The organism is Streptomyces sp. bgisy159, assembly GCF_057707805.1.
On sequence record NZ_JBYIQX010000056.1, the window covers coordinates 1 to 19,341 of the forward strand.

At 74.3% G+C, this 19,341-nt stretch carries 16 protein-coding genes and 1 pseudogene; 4 read left to right on the top strand and 13 right to left on the bottom strand.

Annotated elements, in window-relative coordinates:
- Positions 1-365: 365 nt before the first annotated feature.
- Positions 366-995 (top strand): annotated as a pseudogene (locus AC3ET3_RS32605) (cellulase family glycosylhydrolase); the annotation flags it as partial.
- A 40-nt stretch (positions 996-1,035) separates the two neighbouring features.
- Here the strand turns inward: AC3ET3_RS32605 and AC3ET3_RS32610 are convergent.
- Positions 1,036-1,560 (bottom strand): peptidoglycan DD-metalloendopeptidase family protein, encoded by a 525-nt coding sequence (locus AC3ET3_RS32610; RefSeq protein WP_432139827.1) that lies wholly within the window; start codon positions 1,558-1,560, stop codon positions 1,036-1,038.
- A gap of 369 nt (positions 1,561-1,929) precedes the next feature.
- On the opposite strand from AC3ET3_RS32610, the gene AC3ET3_RS32615 reads away from it, so the two are divergent.
- The 3 genes from AC3ET3_RS32615 (at position 1,930) to AC3ET3_RS32625 (ending at position 3,885) form a co-directional block, all read left to right on the top strand.
- Positions 1,930-2,676 carry a peptidoglycan-binding protein gene (locus AC3ET3_RS32615; protein WP_435613423.1) on the top strand — a complete coding sequence of 249 codons (747 nt, stop codon included), beginning with the start codon at positions 1,930-1,932 and terminating at the stop codon, positions 2,674-2,676.
- A gap of 84 nt (positions 2,677-2,760) precedes the next feature.
- On the top strand, positions 2,761-3,249 hold the full coding sequence (locus AC3ET3_RS32620) for a C2 domain-containing protein (RefSeq protein WP_432139829.1): 489 nt from the start codon (positions 2,761-2,763) through the stop codon (positions 3,247-3,249).
- Positions 3,250-3,252: 3 nt separating this feature from the next.
- The gene (locus AC3ET3_RS32625; RefSeq protein ID WP_432139830.1) at positions 3,253-3,885 is read left to right on the top strand and encodes a zinc ribbon domain-containing protein; all 633 of its coding nucleotides are present in this window, start codon (positions 3,253-3,255) and stop codon (positions 3,883-3,885) included.
- Positions 3,886-3,914: 29 nt separating this feature from the next.
- On the opposite strand, the gene AC3ET3_RS32630 is transcribed toward AC3ET3_RS32625, so the two are convergent.
- The 12 genes from AC3ET3_RS32630 to AC3ET3_RS32685 form a co-directional block, all read right to left on the bottom strand.
- On the bottom strand, positions 3,915-5,270 hold the full coding sequence (locus AC3ET3_RS32630) for a DUF6519 domain-containing protein (RefSeq protein WP_432139831.1): 1,356 nt from the start codon (positions 5,268-5,270) through the stop codon (positions 3,915-3,917).
- A gap of 123 nt (positions 5,271-5,393) precedes the next feature.
- Entirely contained in the window at positions 5,394-7,526 is a 2,133-nt protein-coding gene (locus AC3ET3_RS32635) for a hypothetical protein (RefSeq protein ID WP_435613424.1), read from the bottom strand.
- A complete protein-coding gene (locus tag AC3ET3_RS32640; protein WP_435613425.1) occupies positions 7,523-10,600 on the bottom strand; it encodes a putative baseplate assembly protein in 3,078 nt (1,025 codons plus the stop codon). Before AC3ET3_RS32640 ends, AC3ET3_RS32635 begins: the two co-directional genes overlap by 4 nt.
- Entirely contained in the window at positions 10,597-13,380 is a 2,784-nt protein-coding gene (locus AC3ET3_RS32645; RefSeq protein ID WP_435613426.1) for a putative baseplate assembly protein, read from the bottom strand. Before AC3ET3_RS32645 ends, AC3ET3_RS32640 begins: the two co-directional genes overlap by 4 nt.
- On the bottom strand, positions 13,377-13,739 hold the full coding sequence (locus AC3ET3_RS32650; protein WP_432139835.1) for a GPW/gp25 family protein: 363 nt from the start codon (positions 13,737-13,739) through the stop codon (positions 13,377-13,379). The genes AC3ET3_RS32645 and AC3ET3_RS32650 overlap by 4 nt, the downstream gene beginning before the upstream one ends.
- A 5-nt stretch (positions 13,740-13,744) precedes the next feature.
- Positions 13,745-14,098 (bottom strand): hypothetical protein, encoded by a 354-nt coding sequence (locus AC3ET3_RS32655; protein ID WP_432139836.1) that lies wholly within the window; start codon positions 14,096-14,098, stop codon positions 13,745-13,747.
- Positions 14,099-14,105: 7 nt separating this feature from the next.
- A complete protein-coding gene (locus tag AC3ET3_RS32660) occupies positions 14,106-14,636 on the bottom strand; it encodes a phage baseplate assembly protein V (RefSeq protein ID WP_432139837.1) in 531 nt (176 codons plus the stop codon).
- Positions 14,633-15,751: a hypothetical protein gene (locus tag AC3ET3_RS32665; RefSeq protein WP_432158131.1), complete on the bottom strand. Its 1,119-nt coding sequence runs from the start codon at positions 15,749-15,751 to the stop codon at positions 14,633-14,635. The genes AC3ET3_RS32660 and AC3ET3_RS32665 overlap by 4 nt, the downstream gene beginning before the upstream one ends.
- A complete protein-coding gene (locus tag AC3ET3_RS32670; RefSeq protein ID WP_432139839.1) occupies positions 15,748-16,071 on the bottom strand; it encodes a LysM peptidoglycan-binding domain-containing protein in 324 nt (107 codons plus the stop codon). The genes AC3ET3_RS32665 and AC3ET3_RS32670 overlap by 4 nt, the downstream gene beginning before the upstream one ends.
- 33 nt (positions 16,072-16,104) lie before the next feature.
- Positions 16,105-16,746, bottom strand: a complete 642-nt coding sequence (locus AC3ET3_RS32675; RefSeq protein WP_432139840.1) for a hypothetical protein — start codon at positions 16,744-16,746, stop codon at positions 16,105-16,107.
- Between the two features lie 9 nt (positions 16,747-16,755).
- Positions 16,756-17,049, bottom strand: a complete 294-nt coding sequence (locus tag AC3ET3_RS32680; RefSeq protein WP_432139841.1) for a hypothetical protein — start codon at positions 17,047-17,049, stop codon at positions 16,756-16,758.
- Entirely contained in the window at positions 17,046-18,239 is a 1,194-nt protein-coding gene (locus AC3ET3_RS32685; RefSeq protein ID WP_432139842.1) for a Pvc16 family protein, read from the bottom strand. The genes AC3ET3_RS32680 and AC3ET3_RS32685 overlap by 4 nt, the downstream gene beginning before the upstream one ends.
- Between the last annotated feature and the right edge of the window lie 1,102 nt (positions 18,240-19,341).

The following is a 19,341-nucleotide window of genomic DNA, read 5'->3' on the forward strand; positions in this document are numbered from 1 at the left end:
TAGGCAACTGTCCAGCCTGAGGGGCCCGCCGAAGCGGCAAGCTAGAGGAGATCACGGCTTTCGGCAACAGTGTGGGCGCGAGTAGAAGCCGTTTAGTGGAAGTTCAGTTGCGCCGGGGTGTCTCGCTGCACACCGAAGGGATTTCCAATCGACGCGTCTATTGACACGGCGGAAATGTCGAGTGCTCTTATATGGGGCGGCGGTTGCGTGACTCCAAGGTCCAGGCCCGGCGTTCCGCCTGCTGTCGGACCGCCGGGACGTGTCGGCCTGCCGCCCGAGGTAGGACAACGTTGTCATAGATGTCGCGGCGCACCGCACCGCACCGCGGTCCGACGGGCCTGCCCGCGATGCCTACGCACTCGCGGACCGGCGCCACGAAGGGCGCGATCGGCCGGCTCCGCGGTGCCGGCATCCGCACCGCCCTCATGGTGGACGCCCCCAACTGGGGCCAGGACTGGTCGCACACCATGCGCGACAACGCCGCGTCGGTCTTCGCCGCCGACCCGGACCGCAACACCGTCTTCTCCGTCCACATGTACGGCGTGTACGACACCGCCGCCGAGGTCCAGTCCTACCTGAACCACTTCGTCGACCGGCACCTCCCCATCGTCGTCGGGGAGTTCGGTCACCAGCACAGTGACGGCGATCCCGACGAGGACGCCGTCGTGGCCACCGCGCAGTCACTCGGTGCGGGCTACCTCGGGTGGTCCTGGAGCGGCAACGGGGGAGGAATCGAGTACCTCGACCTCGTGAACGACTTCGACGCCGACTCCCTCACCGGCTGGGGGACTCGACTCTTCCAGGGCGCCAACGGCATCGCCGCCACGTCCGAGACAGCCACGGTCTACGGAGGCGGAGGCTCGACCGGCGGCGGGACCGCGCCCAACGGTTACCCGTACTGCGTGCACGGTGCTGCGTCCGACCCCGACGGGGACGGGTGGGGCTGGGAGGGCTCCGCGTCGTGCGTCGTGCGGGGCGGCGCCGCGGACCGCTGAGCGGAGCCCCGCGCGATTCGGGATCGCGCGGGCCGGCCCCTCATCCCGACGCGGGCGGCGAACCGTCCTGGTTGAAGGTGACCGGCGTCACCGCCTCGGAGTTCGCGGTGTCCAGGAAGAGCCGGTACAGGTTCACCCCCTGATACCGGCCACCGGGCGCGCCACCGATGATCTCCACCAGCGCCAGGTGCAGGTGCGACGCCGTACCGGCCACTTGGTGGATCCGGCCGAGCACGTCACCGCGGGACACCCGCGCGCCGACGGACAGCTCGGCCGGCACGTCGGCCAGGTGGGTGTAGAAACCGCCCATCTGATCGTTGGGGGCCCGCATGAACAACTGCGCGCCGTACACCTTGCCGGTGTCTGCCGCCGGGTTGTGCGGGTGGTACTTGGTGATGTGGGCGTCGAAGGCGGCGTGCACCGGGATGCCCGCGCCGGCGCCGAGATCCATGCCGTACTGGATGTACCAGTCGGGGGACTGGTGGCCGCCCTCTCCGGGGCCGCCGAGACCGTGTGTGAACCCGCTGAAGAAAGGGTTCGACATGTCGATGGTGAATGCGGACACCGCCGTGCTCCTTGGTGTGGGAACCCCTGCTCCATCATCCCGAAGAAGGTGGTTCGTGGCGGCTGCAATCACCTTCGCGGTGGCCGGTGTTGTGGAAGGAGAAACAAATTCTGCGGTGGAGGGCGTGCCCCGTGAGACCTATACTGAAATCGCCTTCGCAGGCCGTCACCTCCTCCTTCGCGCCAGGTGAGGCCTCCGCCGGAGGGAAATGTCGACAACACCCGGCTTCTTGGCGCCCCCTCCCTGATATTCGCCTACGCGAGCGCGTCGGGGTCATCCAATCCGACGCCGCGAGCCGGGAAGGGAAATCCCGCCCCTGAGGCCCGCTCTCGAAGCTCCGCCCCGAGGTTATCGCCCTAGGAGGCCGTCATGCCCTGGCCGGACGCACCCGATCTCGAATCCGGCGATGTGATCAGCATCCTCGGCGTCGACCACGTCTTCTGCGGGGACGTCATGCGGACGGGTGGCAGCCTGTCCTGGAACAACCGCAATCCCGGGAACATCGTGCGCTCGGACGAAGCCACCCGGTACGGCGCCTTTCCCGGCAAACAGAACCACAACTTCGCCGTCTTCCCCAGCGACGACGTCGGCTTCGAGGCCATTCGCCGCTACCTGGACAACCGCCGTGACAAGACGGTTTTCGAGGTGATGAAGGCATATGCGCCGGCCGGGCACGGCGCCAACGATCCGCAGCGCTATGCCCAGCAGGTCGCCGCCGCCCTGGGAGTGAGCTCCGACACCCCTCTGGCCGGTATGGACGACGGCCGACTCACCACGTTCGCCACCGCCGTCCGGCAGGTGGAGGGATGGCGGCCCGGTCAGGAGTGCGGGCCCGGCGGCCTGCCCGCGGACGTCGCCGGGTGGCTGGCGGATCACCCGAGCCGCGCCGAACGCGAGGCGGCGGACCAGCCGTTCGCCCGGCGTGGCACCGTGGCGCCCGGCGTGCGGAACATCCAGCAGCGGCTGAACGACATGGGCTTCCAGCCCGCCCTCACTGTCGACGGCGCCTTCGGCCCGCACACCGATGAAGCGGTGCGCTGGTTCCAGAGCACCCACGGCCTCACCGCGGACGGCATCGTCGGCAACAAGACCTGGCTCCGGCTCACGGGGTCGTAGCGCCCCCCGAACGCGGTCCGCACGCCACACACTGACCGACCGCACTGACCGATCGAAACGACCCGACCTGACAGGAGTGTCCCCATGACCGCGACCGCGACCATCTTCGACGTCTTCTGCGTTCACGCGGCGACCGGCACCGACACCGCGGTGAACGAAGCACTGTCCGCCCTGGCGGGCAACGAGGTCGTCCGACTGAGTTCCATCGGCGGCTCCGTGGCCGACTTCGTCAAGTCGATCCCGCAGGCGGCGGCGGCGATCGACACGGCCCGTGGCGACCCGGACGATCTCTACCTCACCACGGACACGGCGGGCGGCCTCGACCGGGCGATCTGGCCGGGCAACGGCTCGACGGGCACGGTGCGCAGCGGGCAGACCCAGCCACTGGGCGTGGCCGTGCCGGTGAACCGTGTGCAGAACCTGTCCCTGTGGGACTACGACTCCGTCTCCCGGGACGACCTGCTGGGTTCCATCCGCATCGACGAGGGCGAGCGCGGAGCGGGCCCCATCGCCAAGCTCGCCAGGAACGACACCGAAGGTTCCGCCTACTACGTCACCTACCAGGTGGACTGACCCATGGACGGCGCCTGGTCGTGTGACAACTGTGGTGCCGAGGTGCCGCAGTCCGCCCAGCGCTGCCGCAACTGCGGTGCCTACCTGTCGCTCTACGGCGACGGAGAGGCGGGTTCGGGACAGCCCTGGTACTGGCGGCGCCGGCACGACTGGACCGCCGAGCTGACACAACGGCCGCCCCCGCCACCGACACCCCCGCCCCCCGCGGCCCCGCCGAAAGAGGAGCGGCAGGAACCGCCCCAGCCGCCGCCCCTCCCTCCGGTCCGCACGCTGCAGGGGCGCGGCACCATCACGGGCGTCGCACGACAGGTGCAGATGCGGACCGAGGTCCAGGGGAACTCCAACGGCACCAGCACCGTCGTCGTGTGCACGTTCCGCGTGGAGGTGCGCAACCGGGCCGGCACCCCGGTCTGGGTCGTGCCGGTGGAGATACGAGGCCGCTCCTTCGAGGGCAGCCTCAGCGACGGGGACCTGGTGCGCGCGGAGGGCAAGGCCAGACGCGGGACGCTACGGGTCAAGCGATTGCACAACCTGACGACCGGTGCGGAGGTCAGGACAGGCACCTCCACGGCCGGGATCGTCCTGGCGATCCTGCTGGTCGCCGCCTGGGTCGTGTTCATGATCCTGATCTGGTGACCCGGTCCCGGCCCTGGGAGCGGCCCGTCCTACCGCCGGTGCGGGAAGGGCACGCGCAGGTCCACCAACCGGGACTCGCCCCCGGCCCGCGGCTCGACATAGGCCAGGGGAGCGTAGTGGTAGGCGACACCGTGCGGGCCGCGCCGCAGCGGCTGGCCGTGACGTCCGCGAGGCCACTCGACGTCCCCCGTCAGCACCCTGGCCGGGATGAGCCAGTGATCGCCGCGCCGGTAGACGCGCGGCGACTCCGAGCTGGGCTCGAACCGGATCTCCACGCCGTCCTCCAAGGCCAGCCACTCTCCCTCGCGTACCGGGAGGCCGGTCGCGTCGCCCGCGCCGTACCGCCCGTGGTCCCAGCGCCGCAGGAACGGGTGGCGAGCCGCCACCCGGCCCGCCGTCGGGAGCGAGCCGTCCGTGTCCGGGGCCGCGTCGAGCACGACCCGGTGCTCCGCGTAGTCGATCTCCTTGACGGTGTACAGCCGGTCAGCCGGGTCGTCGGGCCGGTCCGATGCCACCCGGCACACCACCGCGTCGTGGACGATCTCCACGACGTCACCCGTGTCCACCCCGAGCTTGTCGTCCCGTCCCAGCGTCTCCACCTCGACCGACGCTCCCGAGATCGCCCTGATCGGCAGAGTCACGGAGCCGTTCTCCCGGGACCACTTGAACCTCGCCGCGTGGGCCCGGCCCCCCTGATGCACCTCCACCCGGTACAGCTGGTTCTCGGGGCCGCGGTATCCGGACGTCGGGGGGAGGTCGGTGGCCGCCGGGTCCTCCCCGGGGCGCCGGGTGCGAGCCGCGAGCAGCGCGTGCGGCTGGAACTCACGCCGGATCCGGTCCCGCAGGAAGCCCGGGGCGCTGTCGCTGTCCGGGACGAAGGAGCCGTCCACCAGAGGCAGCACGCAGACCTGCCAGACGACACGGGTGCGCGCCGTGGTGTCGGGACCGTTCAGGCCCAGGGCGACCTCACGGATCCAGGGCGCCTCCACCGAGGTGACCAGCCGCTCCCAGACCCGCAGGTACACCAGGAACGGTCCGGACGGCAGCCGGTCCTCCGGCCGCGCGCGGTCGAGGTGGCCGTCGGGCTGCTCCCAGTAGTCGGTGCCGTCGCATTCGCAGAGGATGCCGTCGACGTACATCCGCCCCGGGGCCACGCCGAACGTCTCTCCGTCGTATCCCTCGACCCCGAATCCGCCGACGCCCTCGTCGTCCGGCGCGTACGCGGCGGGGCCCAGGAGGTCGGTGGCCAGCGTGCGCAGATAGTGCAGCAGGACCGCCGTCTGTTCGTTGATCTCTGCATCGAGCTGCACCCTTCCCTGCTGGGACAGAACGGCCGAGAAGCGGCGGGCCGGATCGAAGGTGACGCGGGAGAAGTCGCCGTGCATGCGGTGTGCTTCCTGCCTGGGATCGAAGGGGCCCTCGAAAGAGGGGGGCGGGCGGACATGGACGTCGGGGAGCCGCTGTTTTGGGGGCAAGGGGTCGGCGAAACAGGCAGAGCGTCCCGCCGTTCACGTCACGAAGTGGAGCCCCGTGTCGCATCCGGCGGGCGTGTACTCGGCCAGCCGGATACGGAGGTTGTCCTCCCGCTGCGGCTGGAACAGCTGGTGCAGCGCGCCGGGCTCCGACCCGTTGGCGCCGCCCCGGCGGATCTCCGCGGCACACCGGTCGCTGAGGCGTACGTAGGCGGGCGCGCCGTACCGGGTCGCGGAGAACCGCAGGTCGGCCGCGCGTGACCCGGAGTGGTCCGGCTCGCAGTGGAAGCGGGTCGGCGTGGCAGAGCCCTCGGGAAGCCAGCAGAACCGCAGGGACCCCCGGTCGCGCCGGTCGACCCGGACCTCCCCCGCCAGCAGGCAGTTCTCCAGCAGTTCCACTCCCCGCACGCGCACCTGACCGAGGACGGTGCTGCGCCGGGCGGTCAGCACCACCCCGGCAGAACCGCCGTCCGGCGCGCCGAGCGCCGTCGCTTCGAGGTCGGTCGCGTCCACCACGCTGTCGCACACGTCCAGCACGTTCGCCTCACCGGCCGGATCCACCGACACAGCCCCGAGAATGCTGGAGCGCACCTCGACGCTCACCGGGCTCCCCGCGATGTCCAGGCTGGGCGCCCCCGGCGCCAGCGGCCTGCCCTGCGCCTGGAGCACCCAGCCGGGCACCAGGGTGCAGTGCCGCAGGACGAGCCGGCCCACCTCGCCCCGCACCCGGATCCCGCCCCCGGCGACCAGCAGACCGTCGAGGACGCACACGGTCGGGGCCTCGCCGGGGCGCCCGCTGCCCGTGCCGTTGATCACCAGCCCCTGCGGACGGTCGCCATGGCGGCCCCGGGGCAGCCTGAGGACCGGGCGGACGCCCTGCGCCGCGCGCAGCGTAAGGCGGTCGCCGGGATCGAGACGGATCTCCGCCGGTTCCTCGTACACTTCGTTGGAGATGATCTCCACGACGGCCTCCGCCCCGGCCGGGCCGCCCCGCTTCGCCGCCTGCCAGTGGTCGAGCGCGTCGGCGACGCTGCGGTGCCTCTCACCGGGGCCGACCCGGTAGAGGGCGCCCCGATCGGGCTGTTCCGGGGCGGGGCGCGGGTACTCACCCCCGCCCAGGTCGCCCGAGAAGGCGTGATGATAGCTCACGCGCACCTCCGAGGCGGGGCCCGTGCCCGGCCCCAGCACGAGCCGGCCGAGCACCGGGTCGACGGCGACCTGACCGGGAGCCGGCCGGTAACTCCAGTCGGTCAGATCGGCGGCGACGACCCGGGCGAGCGGGACCACGTCGGCCACCGAGTCGGGCCCGGTCCACACGCACAGGCTCCTGCCCGGCCCGTAGAGGTCGTAGAGCCGCTCGGACAGGGCGCGGCGGCTGATGGGCTCCGGCACGTTCGTCTCGTCCGCCACGTGGCAGCGCGACGGCTCGGGCACCGGTGCCGTGTACAGCGGGGTGTCGACGGCGAGTACGTTGAAGGCGTAGCAGGCCCGGTCACGGTCCAGGCAGTACGCCGGGGCCCGGGTCACGGAGTACGCGCGCAGCCGCCACACGTACACGCCCACGGACTGGACGCCGTACCTCCCCGCGCGCCGCGGGGAGTCGGGGCGCGCCACCTCCACCGTGCGGGCGGCACCGTCGAAGGGACCGCCCAACCGGTCCAGCGCGCTCGCCCCCCGTACGTCCACCAGGCCCCCGTGCGCCGTCCTGCGGCGGGCCGTGGCACCGTCCGAGGTGAAGCGGCGCACCGGCTGGGTGAGGCAGAGCAGGTGCCGGTACTCGACAACCCGGGCCGGCCACCCGGCCACCCCGGACGCCAGGTCCTCCAGCAGGGCGAGGGTGCCCTTGCGGCGCCGGTGGTCGACGGTGTCGGCGACGTCCCGCCGGGGAACCGCGGCGGCCGGCAGACCGCCCGCCCGGACGGTGTCCTCGGACAGGGCGGTGGCGATCCAGGGCAGCACCTCGTAGCCGACGAGGTCGCCGATGTAGGGCACCACCCAGTCCTCGCAGGTCTCGACGAACCAGTTGTCGTAGAGCCGCTCGATGTCCTGCCGCACGGCCGCGGCGGAGTCGGCGACGACCGTCAGCAGCGCCCGCAGCGGGCCACCCTGCTCCGCGTCCCGTCTGCGGTGCACGGCGGGCAGCAGCGCGTACAACTCGTCGGGACTCATGGGATCCTCCGCACGGTGAGCGTTTCCGGTACGGCCGGGTCGAGCAGGACCAGCTGGGCCGGACGCAGCACGACGGTCTCCGCGGGCGCCGGTGCGGTGCCGGTCCGGGCCGCGCGCCGGCCGGCGGGCAGGGCGGGCACCCACGCGGCGACTGACGGGTCTTCGGCGAACCGGACCGCGGCGGCCGCCTCATCGCCCTCCGGGACGCCTCCGAAGGCGTCGACATCAACGAGGTCGACCCCGGGCACCGTGTGCGCGACGGCCAGGACCGTACTCAGGTAGACCGGCTGGGCCAGCCGCGCCGGCGCGAAACCGAGCCGGGCGGCCAGTGCCTCGCGCACCCGCCGCTCGACCAGGTCCGGCGGATGACCTGGCGCCGTACGGACGCCCAGCCGGAGGACGAGCCGCACCCGTTCGCAGGGTTCCACCCGCACCGGCAGCGCGAAGTCGCCGTACCGGAGCAGGGCCGCGCGCAGTGACAGCACCAGCGGGGAGGCGGCGTCCAGCGAGACGTCGCCCGCCGCGGCGACCGTGACGTGCAGCACGGGGCGGCCACCGTCCGCGCACCGCGCCGCCACGGCCTTGCCGACGCCCGCGTAGGCACGAGCGAAGGCCTCGTAGTCGCCCACCGACACGAGCCTCCCCAGCGCGGCCAGGCGCAGGGGGATGGCCTCGCGCAGCTCGGCCGGACCGTCGGCGTCGGCTCCGCCGGTGGCGGGCAACGGGTTCGTGACCCCACTGACGCCCCGCGGCCGGCTGACGACCTGGCTGATCCGGCCGGCCCCGACGTTCCCCGCGCGCCCGCCCCCGAAGCGGTAGCGGGCGGTGACGTTCTCCGTACCGGAGGGCAGGCGGGCACCGTGCCGGCCGTCCCCGAACCGCACGGTCGCCCGCCCGTCCCGGTCCGCCAGCAGGTGGAAGACCTCCGCTGCCCCGTCCTCCCCGCCCGGGTCGTCGGTGCGCCGCCACGCCACGTCGCCGACGCGCACGGTGAGGGCCTCCTCGCTGCCCTCGGCGGTCGCCGAGGGCAGCCAGACCAGGGGGGCCTGCCGCAGGGGGAAGGCCTGGCCGGCCCGGGAGGCGTCCCCGCTGCCCAGGATCTCGGTGACCGTCTCGCCCGCGGTCGCCTCGACGACGTTGCCGTGGACGACCACGCTGTCCCGGCGGTACCGGTGGGCGAGGGGAGCGGTCAGCACCAGGGTCGTCCGTACCCGGCCGTCCGGCGAGGAGCCGTCGAAGCCGTGGCGCACGCCCGCGAGGACGGCGAGCTCGCAGCCGGGCACGCCGGGACCGTCGCACGCGCCGGCCGAGGGGAGCACGTCGGTGCGTTTCCCGGAGACGACGAGCAGCCTGCCGGGCGCCAGCCCCTCGAAGGTGCCCTCCAGGTCGATCTCCCGTCCGGCGACGTCCTCCGGATCGGGCGAGGCGGCCGGGACCAGCGGCTCGGCCGCGGCCCACACCGTGACGGCCCGCCGTACGGCCATGTCCTCGCAGTCGTCGATCCACGGCCCGGCCAGCCGCAGCCGCGTCACCCGCAGCGCGTCCTGGCCGCCGGCCACGGAGAGCTGCCCGGCGTCCAGGACCCGCAGGACCCGCGTCTGCGGCCGGCCCGCCACCTGCACGGCGACGAAGCCGCCCGGCAGGATCTCCTCGTGCACGCCGTCCAGCAGCAGGACGTCGCTCGCGAGCGGGTCCTCCTGCGCCCGGAAGGGCGCCGCAGCGCGCAGGAGCCGCCTGACCCGGGCGTCGTCCGGGACGGACGCTCCCAACGGGGCGCAGACGACCCGGAATCGCAGCACGTCCGGCGCGGTCGCACCCGGCATTGAAACGGCGGACAGCGCCTCGTACAGCGAGGCGGTCAGACCGGGCCGGTTGCCGGCCAGCAAGCGGGGCAGGGCGTCGGAACCGGCGCCCAGCAGGTCCCGGACGGTCGGCGCGGTGGGGGGCGGCGGTGCGCCCTGACTGAGAGCGGTCAGCAACGGGTCGACGGCGTCGAGGACCGTGCGGCCGGGCCTGCGCAGATCGCGGCGCAGCGCGTCGGTGTCCCGGGGCACGCCGACCGCCGGTGCCTCCCCGAGACGCCGCACGGCGTCCTGGACGGTGGCGAGCCGGACCGAGGCCCGCTCGGCGAGGGCGCCGGCGTCGAGCGCGTCGCCCACGGACGACAGCCGTTCGCGCAGCCCGCGCAGTCCGCGGTCGAGGCGGGCCGCGACCGTGTCCGGGTCGTGCAGATCGTCGACGTGCCGGCGGACCTCCCGCAGCAGAGAGAGCAGGTCCTCGAAGGGGCCCCTGGACGGTGCCCGGCGCGCGGCGTCCTCCAGGTCCTCCCGCAGCGCGTCGACGGCGTGGGCCAGCTGCCGCGGCGGATCCGGCACCTGAAGCCGCAGGCCGGTCCGTCCATGCTCCGGGTCGGGCCGCACCGCCTCCACGACGCGGGTCAGGTCGAGCCGGGCGTCGGCGTAGGCGAACAACAGGCGGTCACCGGGGCGCAGGGCGTGCTGCACTCCCTCGACGTCGATGGACCGCGCACGGATCGCCACGTCGGCCGTCAGGTCGCCACGGCGGGTGGTGCGCACCGGCAGCCGGTTCCACTCGGCGCGGGCCGTGAGCGCGTTCGCGGTCTCGAAGGTCAGCGGCAGAGCCCCGGGTTCCGGTTCGCTCCTGACCTGCGAGCCGGCCGGGACGACGCAGGACGTGCCGACGTCCAGTGTGTAGGCGAGGTGGGCGGCGGCCGCCAGGGCGGGACGCGGCCGGTGCCCGACCAGCCGCCCGAGCTGGACCAGGGACTCGTTCTCCTGGGCCGTGCGCAGGAAACCCTCGTCGGCGATGCGCTCCTGATAGAACGTCAGGACATCGGCGACGACGGCCCACGCGTCCAGCAGCGCCATCGACGGGTCGTCCGGCTCCCGGGTCGTCAGCCCCGCCAGGGCCTCGTCGCCGCCGGGCCCGCTCAGCGCGGCCAGCATGGCGTCGAGGAACTGCGGGTGCCTGCCCAGGCGGTAGGCCAGCGCAGGCAGCCCCGGCCGGTTCCACACCGGGGCGAGGCCGGCCGCGTTCTGCGCGGGCTCCGTCATCGTCCACCCCTCAGCCGCAGCGTCAGACGCCCGTCCTGCGGGCGGGTGACCTCGCCGTCCAGCCGCGCGATCTCGAGCGGCCGCACGACGAGCTCACCGGACGCCGGTACCCGCGGGACCCGTTGCTCCGGTCCCGGAGCGTGCAGCCGGCGCAGTGAGGTGACCTCGGCGTGCCGCACTCCGGGAACGCTCATGCACGCGGCGACCAGGGCGCTGACGCGTACCGGGGTGCCGAAGGTCAGCACCGCCGGGTCGAAGAAGCCCACGGTGCCGTCCGGAGCCCGTCCCGGCAGGAGCCGCCGCTGGAGGGCCTCGCGGACGCGGGCGGTGACGTGGTGCGGGTCGACGAGCACGTCGACGGCGACGTCGAGCGGCACGAGGAGGGCGGGGCGGGTGACGACGTCGTGGCCGATGCGCCTGAAGCGGTGCAGCGCGGTGCGCACCTCCTCCAGCAACGCCGGCGCCGGTACGGCGGGGCCGCTCGGGTCCACGGCGACGTCGGCCTCGTACCAGCTGCCGGTCCAGCGCAGGGTCGCGGCGGCCTGCTGCACCGTGTGGCCGTCGGCGGCGAGGACGGCGTAGTCCTCCGCGGTGACGGCCCGCAGCGGGGTGCGGAACGGCGCCTGCGGGGCGGCCGTGCGCACCCGGGCCACCGGCTCGGGGTCGGTGCCCCCGCGCACCGGCAGCGGATTGCGCACCCGGGTGACCGCCCCCAGGCCGCCGCTGAGCGAGGCGATCCGGTTGACGGCTTCGCTGCCCGCGTTGCCCGCCCTTCCGTTGCCGACGCGGTACACGGCCCGCAACCGGGTCCCCGGGGGCGCCGCCCGCCCGCAGTGGCCGTCGCCGAAGCGCAGGGTGAGGATGCCCTGGTCGTCGCACTCGCCCACCACATGGCGGTCCCCGGGGCCACTGGCCAGCAGATCCCGCCGGGCGGTCCACCGGGCCCGCGGCTCGGTCGCCTCCACCAGGTCCAGCGCGGGCAGCGCCTCCCGGGGGTCGGGGTCCAGGGCGGAGCGCGCCGGGCCGTGCAGCGCCGGATCGGCGGGGTCGAGCGCGCGGGCGGCCCGAGGGCCCCAGGTCTGCCCCAGTTCCCAGCCGGTGTCGGCGGCGTCGAGGACGTAGCCGGACCGGGCGCGGCGGGCGAGCGTCGTGAGGCGGCGCAGCCGTGGCTCCAGCAGCGTGTCCAGGCGCGACAGCAGACGGGTCGCGACCTGCCGGCGAGTGGCGGCCCGCGCCAGGTCGTCCAGGACGGACGGACCGAACAGGGCCGAGAGGAGTTCGCGCTCGGCGTCGTCGAGTTCGGCCACCCCGTGGTGCACCTCGCGCAGCAGGTCCCGGGCCCGGGCCGCCAGGTCGAGGAGCTGCCGGGCCTGCGCCGCCGCCACATCGGACGGTCGGGGGTACGGCGGGGACCAGGTGACGGGAGCGCCGCGCAGCACGGCCCGGAAACGGCGAGCGGGCACCGCGGGAGCCGTTCCGTCACCAGCCTGCGGCACCTCGATCAGCTCGTCGGCGTCGCCACCGGGCCACCCCGGCTCCACTCCGTGCTCGACGAGCAGGGCATTGCCGCGCGCCAGGACGGTGGCCCGCGGCCGCCCGTCGGGCTCCCGGCTGACGCTCGCGGACAGTGGGAAGGTGAGGGCGTCCTCGTCGGCCCAGGCGATCTTCAGCACCTCCGTGCCGGTGTACGCGTCGCGGTCCCGGGTGACCCGGGTGAGCCGCACGGCCTGCCGGTGGCCGGGGTCCGGCGGCCCCCCGCCGGGCCCCCGTACCTCCTCCAGGACGAGCAGGTCACCCGGCTTGAGCCGCAGGCCCCGGCGGACGCCGTCACCGTCCAGGAGCGCGGCGCCGGTGGTGCCGGCCGGCAGCTCGAACGCGTTCCCGCCCCAGCCCCACACAGGGATGCCGTTGTGCTCCGGCATCAGCCGTACCGCTCGCCGCTCCAAGGGGCGGTAGACGGGATGCGCGCCCTTGGCGAGGACGTCGGCGGGCACCACCGGCCCCCCGGACCGTGGAGGCTCCTCCTCGGGCTGCACGCCGAACGCGACCTCCGCCAGGTCCAGCGTCATCGACGCGGAGGTCTCCACGCACACGACGGTGCGGGCGGCGCAGCCGTCGTGCATCGGGTAGCCGACCAGCCGTGCGTGGCGCCGCACCGAGGTGCGTAGCCGGGCGGTGCCGAGATAGGCCTCCGTGGCGACGGCGTCCTGCTGGTAGCTGAGCCGGTCCCCGACGTGCGCCAGCAGCTCCACCAGGGTGAGCCACAGGTCCGGAGCATGCCGCTCGGTCCACTGGGGCAGGGTCAGCGACAGCCGCTCCAGCAGCAGCCTGCGGAAACTGGCGTAGTCCTTGGCCAGGTAGTCGATGGCCGGAGCCGGGCGGAGGGGCGGGGGCGTCGGCGGGGGGAGCGGGCCGTCCGGCGCGCTCGTGCGGACGGTGGCACCGAAACCGAAGTCCGCCCGGTTGCGCGCGGCGTGGAACCCGCGCCCCAGCGCCCGGAGCCGGTACGTGGACTCGTCGCCCGGCCGGTCCAGGAGCAGCCGCACCCGGTGCCTGCCGCCCTCGCCTTCGGCCGGGGCTTCCCTGACGACCCTGAGGACGCGGATGCCGACGACCCGTCGTCCGCCCTCGATCACGAAACGGGTGCGGTCCAGGGGTTCCGGCAGCACGCCTGAGAAACTGACGGTGAGCGTGCGCCCGTCCGGATGGGCCAGCACGTCCTCGACAGCCGCCGGATCCCGTCCCCCGAGGCCCTCGTCCCGGTCATCAAGCACGGTCATGACGGGCTTCCTCCGCTCACCGTGACGGCGCGGGTCTCCCCGGTCGCCGCCAGCACGTAGGTGACGTGCACCAGCAGCGTGGCTTCCTCAGCGGTCACGGTGAGGGAGTCCACCGTGAGCAGGTCACCGAGCCAGCGCTGCAGAGCCGCCCGGGCGTTCGTCTCCAGGGCCGCCGCGAGTTCGGGGCTGTTCCCGGTGAAGACCATGTCCAGCAGACCGCAGCCGAAGTCGGGCCGGTTGACGCGCTCCCCGGGGCTGGTGAAGAGGACCAGTTCCACCATGTGCCGCACATGGTCGGCATGGCCGGCCGTGGAGGTGCGGCCCCGCGGGTCGACCCGGTAGGGGAAGTCGACGTTCATCGTCCTCACATCCCTCGCACCCGGAGCTGCATGGTCTGGACGAGGGGCGGGTTCGGCGGCGGTGTGCCGATGCCGACCGCGGGCGCCGGGCCGACGGGGGGAGCGGGCTGGAGCAGCACCGGCAGGCCGCCAACGAACACTCGGGCGGAGGTGTGCAGCCAGGTGACGCCCGTACACGGTGGCGCCCCGAGCGTCATGGCGGGGAACCCGCAGCCCGCCACTAGGAACGTGTCCGCGGTGGTGGCGACCGGGTGAGGGCCGACCAGCACACGCTGCTGGACCGGTGCGGGGATCGTCACCAGGCCGGGCGGGTGGGCGCACATCATCAGGGCGCCGTGGTGCATCAGCAGTCCGGGCACGGCGTCCTCACAGCACCGTCAGGGCACCGCCGTTGACGGTGACCTCAGGACCGGCGAGTCGGAGGGTGGCGAGCTTGGGGCCGCAGGAGATCTCGATCGCCGTTTCGTCGATCTTGATGAAGGGTCCCTTGTCCCCGTGCAACTGGAGCTTGATCCCGCCGCGGGGCCCCGGCTCGTCACTGATGACGAACGCGTTTCCGGAAGGGGTGGCCAGCACGATCTGCGGGACGCCGGCCGACGCCGACCTGGCCGCAGGGGGCACGTCCCCGGACCCACCGCGCCTGAAGCCCACCCACACCGCCCGTTCCGGGTCCCCGTCGAGGAACCGCACCCAGACACCCGCGTCCGGCGGCGGCACCACGTACATGCCGCAGTCCCGGCCGGCCAGCGGGGTCAGCGGCGCGGCCCACACCGGGGCCTCGTCGCCCAGCACCTCCGGAACGCGGACCAGCAGCCTGCCCGCACCGCCGGGGTCCACGGCCGAGACGACGACCCCCTCGTACAGGCCGTGCCACTGCCTCACCTGAGCTGTCGTCATACCGTGACTCCCTGAGTGTCGGTGCCGAGCCCGTCGCGGACCAGCGTGAAGTGCTGCCTGTAACTGTGCCGGGAGAGTTCGTGGGTCACGGCGGCCACCAGGTAGCGCCCGTCGTGGGCCCGGCCCGCACCCCGCACGCCCACGAGGCCGTGCGCGCTGAGCACATGGCCGTAGCGCAGGACGTCGACGGTTCCGCGGCCGGTGACCGCGTGCGCGGCGACCTCCCGGCCCAGCCCGGCCAGCAGCGTCCGGGTCAGGGAGCGGGCCGTGTGCCCCGGGAGCGGACCGGTCCGCAGGGCCGGGGCGGGGTGCGCCGCGAGGCCGTCACGCAGCAGACGGGTTCCGGGCGCCATGACCTCGGAGACGGTGGCCGGCGGCTCCAGGCGGTGCGTGGTGTACCCGGAAGTGGCCAGGCCGTCGTACGCGAAGGAGAGTTCCTCGACGTTGTCTGCGGGACCACAGCCGGTGGTGAGGGCGGGTTGCGGCGCGCCGCCGCGGTACTGCGGCCCCCAGTAGGCGGTACTGACGCCGGGGGCCGGGCCGGGCACGAGGTGGAACACGTGACCCACGTCCTCGGCCATCGCCCGCAGATAGGCGAGATCCGTCGCCGACTGGACCGGCACGTCCAGCACCGGGTCCGGCTGGTCGGTGAGCACCGGAGCCACGGCCTGGGGCGTGATGCCGTACTGCGCGTACCCGGCGCACACCGCGGTCGCCCGCAGGTGCGGCGCCAACCCCGGGAAGGCACGCCGGACGTGCCGGAGGTCCATCAGAGCGGTCAGGTCCTCGCCGGTGACCACGAGGTACGGCGCGCCGGGCGTCCGGCCGGCGTGTGTCTCCTGGTGGGTGACCACCCCGTCCATGAGTACATGGCAGCGGCCCGACAGGACGACGGCGACCACGATCCGCTGCTGCGGATGGAGGGGGCCGCCGGGCAGCACGGCGTCGGCCGGACGGGAGTAGGGAGCGAGGGCGAAGGTGAGCTGGAAACCACCGGTCGTACCGGCGGCGGAGGTGATCCGCACTCTGTGCAGGGCGTCGACCAGCTCGGCTGGAGCCGGCCGCGGCACCACCTCGCCGACCTGCAGCAGGAGCTGGAGACCGGGGGGCGTCACGGCGCCACGCCGTCGCCGACGGCCGCCGACGCCTCCGCGGGCAGCGTGATCCGCAGGCGCCGGCCGGGCACGGCGGTCAACTCGTCCGGGTCCATCGCCCGGTTGGCGTCGGCGATCCGCCACGACTGCCCGGGGTCGCCGTAGTACCGGGCCGCGATACGGTCGAGCCGGTCGCCGGCGGCGACGACGTGCTCGCCCACCACGGTCAGCTCCTCGGGCCGGGGCAGGAAGCGCCGCCGCAGGCAGGCCACGGAGCGGCCGTCCGCCGTGGTGTGCGTCGTGGTGGGGACCGTGTAGTACCTGCTGTGCGGCTCGAACACCGCCCGACCTCCTCCAACCTGGTGGTGCACGGCTCAACCGCCCACGTATCCGACGGTGCCGGGGCCGTATCCGACGAGGGCGGCGAAGCGCTCCCTGCTCTGCTGGTACTGCAGGTAGAGGCCGCCGGCCTGGTGGCCGAAGCCGACGTCGTCGACGGTGATGATCCGCAGTGTGAGCGTCACACGCGCCCTGATCGGGTTCAACTCGCCGTCATGCGCCTCTTCCAGGACCTCGACGTCCACCATCCGCACCGGCAGCACCCGGTGCGGCCCGAGCACCAGGACGGACAGCGGGGCCTGCGCGGGAGCGATCTCCAGGATGCCCCGGGCGGCCAGGTCGCTCTGCCGGTTCAGTTGCGCCGCCGTGGGTGTCACGGCTGTTTCCAGCGCGGAGAGCACGCCGAGCAGTCCACCCCCGGCCGGCTGGGCCACCCCGACCGCTGACGCCAGTTGGTCGGCGGCGTCGAACTCCGCGTCGATCCGGAGGGTCTCCCGCGCCGGTCCACGCAGCCGCAGCGGGTCCTGCCGGTCCCCGGTGTCGTCGGCCGCGCTCTGCGGCAGCAGGGAGCGGGTGACGCCGTCGGGGTTGTACTGGAAGGGCACGACGCGCTGGACGCTGCCCTGCTCGGGGTCGAGGAAGACGAAGCCGCCCCGGCGCGGGCCCGGAGTACTCATGACGTACCGTCACCTGCCTTCGGTCGTGTCCCCAGGGGACGTTGCCCGGCACAGCGCCCGGTGCACGGCAAGGGCGATGGTCCGGCCGAGCCGGGCGTCCCGGCCGCGCGCCGGTCCGACCGCCCCGTCGCCGGGGCGGTCCCGCCCCTTCCTACCGGTTCCGGGGCGTTCGGTGGCGGTGGCGAGGCCGAGCAGCGCGGCGAGTTCCGCCTCGATGGCCGTACACAGCTCCTCCGGCGACGGCGCCGGAACACCGTCCAGCACCAGGTGCCGGATCCGCACCTCCAGCCGGGGCGCCGTCACGTGATCACCACGGCGAGGTCGGTGTCGAACCCCTCGGCGTGCCCGTCGGCGAGCCGACTGTCCACCCCGTCGACCCGCAGCCGCAGCGGGTGGCGTCCCGGCCCGCGCGCGACCAGCCGGAAGCACAGGGTGCGGGTCGCCCGCGCGAACGGCTCGGCGGGCACCGGCCGGTCCGCCACCAGGAGTTCGGCCCGCTGCCCGGGGTGGACCGTGGGCACGCAGTCGACGTTCAGCACGGCCACCCCTCGATCGTCCCGCCGGACGGTCAGGGGGAGCGTGCCCTTGATCCGCGGGGCGACCGTCACGGTCAGCGGCCCGGTGGTGCGCTCAACACCGTCCGGGGCGGTGAGAACGACGGTGGCGGACCACCGGCCCGCTCCCTGGTCCGCGCCCAGGGTGGCCCGCAAGCCGGCGCTGCCCTCGGCCCGGCCCGGCAGCACTACCGGCGGGAGGACCGGGTGCGTCAGTCGCACCGTCGGGGTTCCCGCCCGCAGTCCGCCGCCGGTGAACACCACATCGGTGCCGGGGGCGGCGTGTGCGGGCACCACGGCGCGCAGCACGGGCCAGGCCCCGGCGGCCGATGGCATCGCCTGGGGCCCGGCGCCGGTCGGGCCCGTCCGGAGGACCGGTAGCGGGGCCCGACCGGGCAGGGAGCTGTCGATGAGCACGATCCGGGCCTCGTAGGCCACCGACAGGCGGTAGGCGTGGCCCAGGGCCGTCCACAGCCGGCACAGTTCCTCGGCGGTCGGCGCGGCGGGTGTGAGTCTCACCGGCTCCTGCTGCAGGTGGAGATCGCTGAAGCCCGCGGCGCGCCGGAGATCGGCGGCGCGCAGCTCCGGCCGGTCGTGCAGTGCCGACATCACCGCTCCGATCAGCCGCTCGGGGACCGCGGAGTCCGCCCCGGCCGGCGCGTGCCCGGTGAAGAGGTAGTGCAGGACGAGCGGGAGCGCCGGCCGGCGGGACTCCCCGGGGCGGGTTCCCACCGGATCGGTGTTCCGCCAGGCGGTGTCGACGGAGGTCCGGTACAGGAAGACGTTCAGACTCCCCGGCGTGCCGGCCTCGGCCGGTGTGACCGCCTCGCCCGGATGACGCACCGTCACCACCGCGCCCGGCACCGCGCGCTCCACCCCGTCCCGCAGAACCGCCCGCAGGGTCTCCGTCACCGCGGCGACGGCCAGCGCGTCGCTCATGACCGCCTCCTGAGGTACTCCTCCAGGCTCAGCCTCGGCCGCCGCCGGGGGGCTCCGCCCTGACCGGCGGCCGATGCCACGGCCGTGCGGACCACCAACCGGTCGATGGTGACGCGTACGACGGTGCCCGCTCGAGTCACCGCGGACGCCGCGGCCTCCCCGGTCGGCTCCGCGGCGGAACGCGCCCGGGCCGGGCCGGCTCCACGAGCGGGCCGGGAAGCGGGGCCCGAGGAGAGCACGCCCCGGGCGCTCACAGGGGTGACGACCCCGCCTGCCGGCGACCGCGCGCTCTCGGGAGTGCGGGGGCGGGCGCTGTCCGTGGTGCGGGGGCGCGCGTGGTATGAGGAGCGGGCGGAGGGGGCCGGGGGAGTGGGCAGGGGCGTCAGGGAGACGGGGGATGTCGCGGGGGTGGGCTCCTGCGCGGCGCGGGGGGCGGGCCGGGGGCCGGACCGGTTCGCCGCGGTGACTGGCCGGACGGTGGGGGGAGTGGGGGTGGGAGTGCTGGGGGTCGGCGCTGACACGATGGGCGGGGGTGGTGTGGTGGTGGAGGTGCTCGGGGTGTGGCGAGTCGGCCCGGTCCGGGGTCGGTCCGGTGCCGGTGCGGCGGTGGAAGTGTCGAGGGTCTGGCGGGTGGGCCCCGCGCCGGGCCCATGCGTGGCGGTTGCTGTCTGGGCGGCACGGGAGGTGTGAGGGGACGGCTCTGACGGAGGCGGTGTGACGGCGGCTGAGGGGGGAGTGGGGGACTCGGGGGCGTGGCGGTCGGGCCGGACGGAGTGTGGGCCCGCGTCGATCGAGGGCGCGAGGCCGGGCTCGTTCTGGGGGGCGCACGTCGGCGACGTGCCGGGCGGGGGAGGGAAGGACGGATCTCCCGCGCAGTGCGGGTGGGCCGGGGAGAGCGGCGCGGTAGGAAGTCGATGCGGGGAGCGCGCTGCGGAACCGGTTCCGGTGGAGGGCGGTGGCTCGGCGGAAGGCGGTCGCGTCCCCCGGTCAGGGGACGGCGGCGGGCCGCCTGGAGCCGGCTGGGCCGCCGCGCCCATGGGCCGAGCGGCGAGGTTCCCGGCGGACAGGTCCGCACCGGAAGCGTCACCGGCCCGTCCGCCGG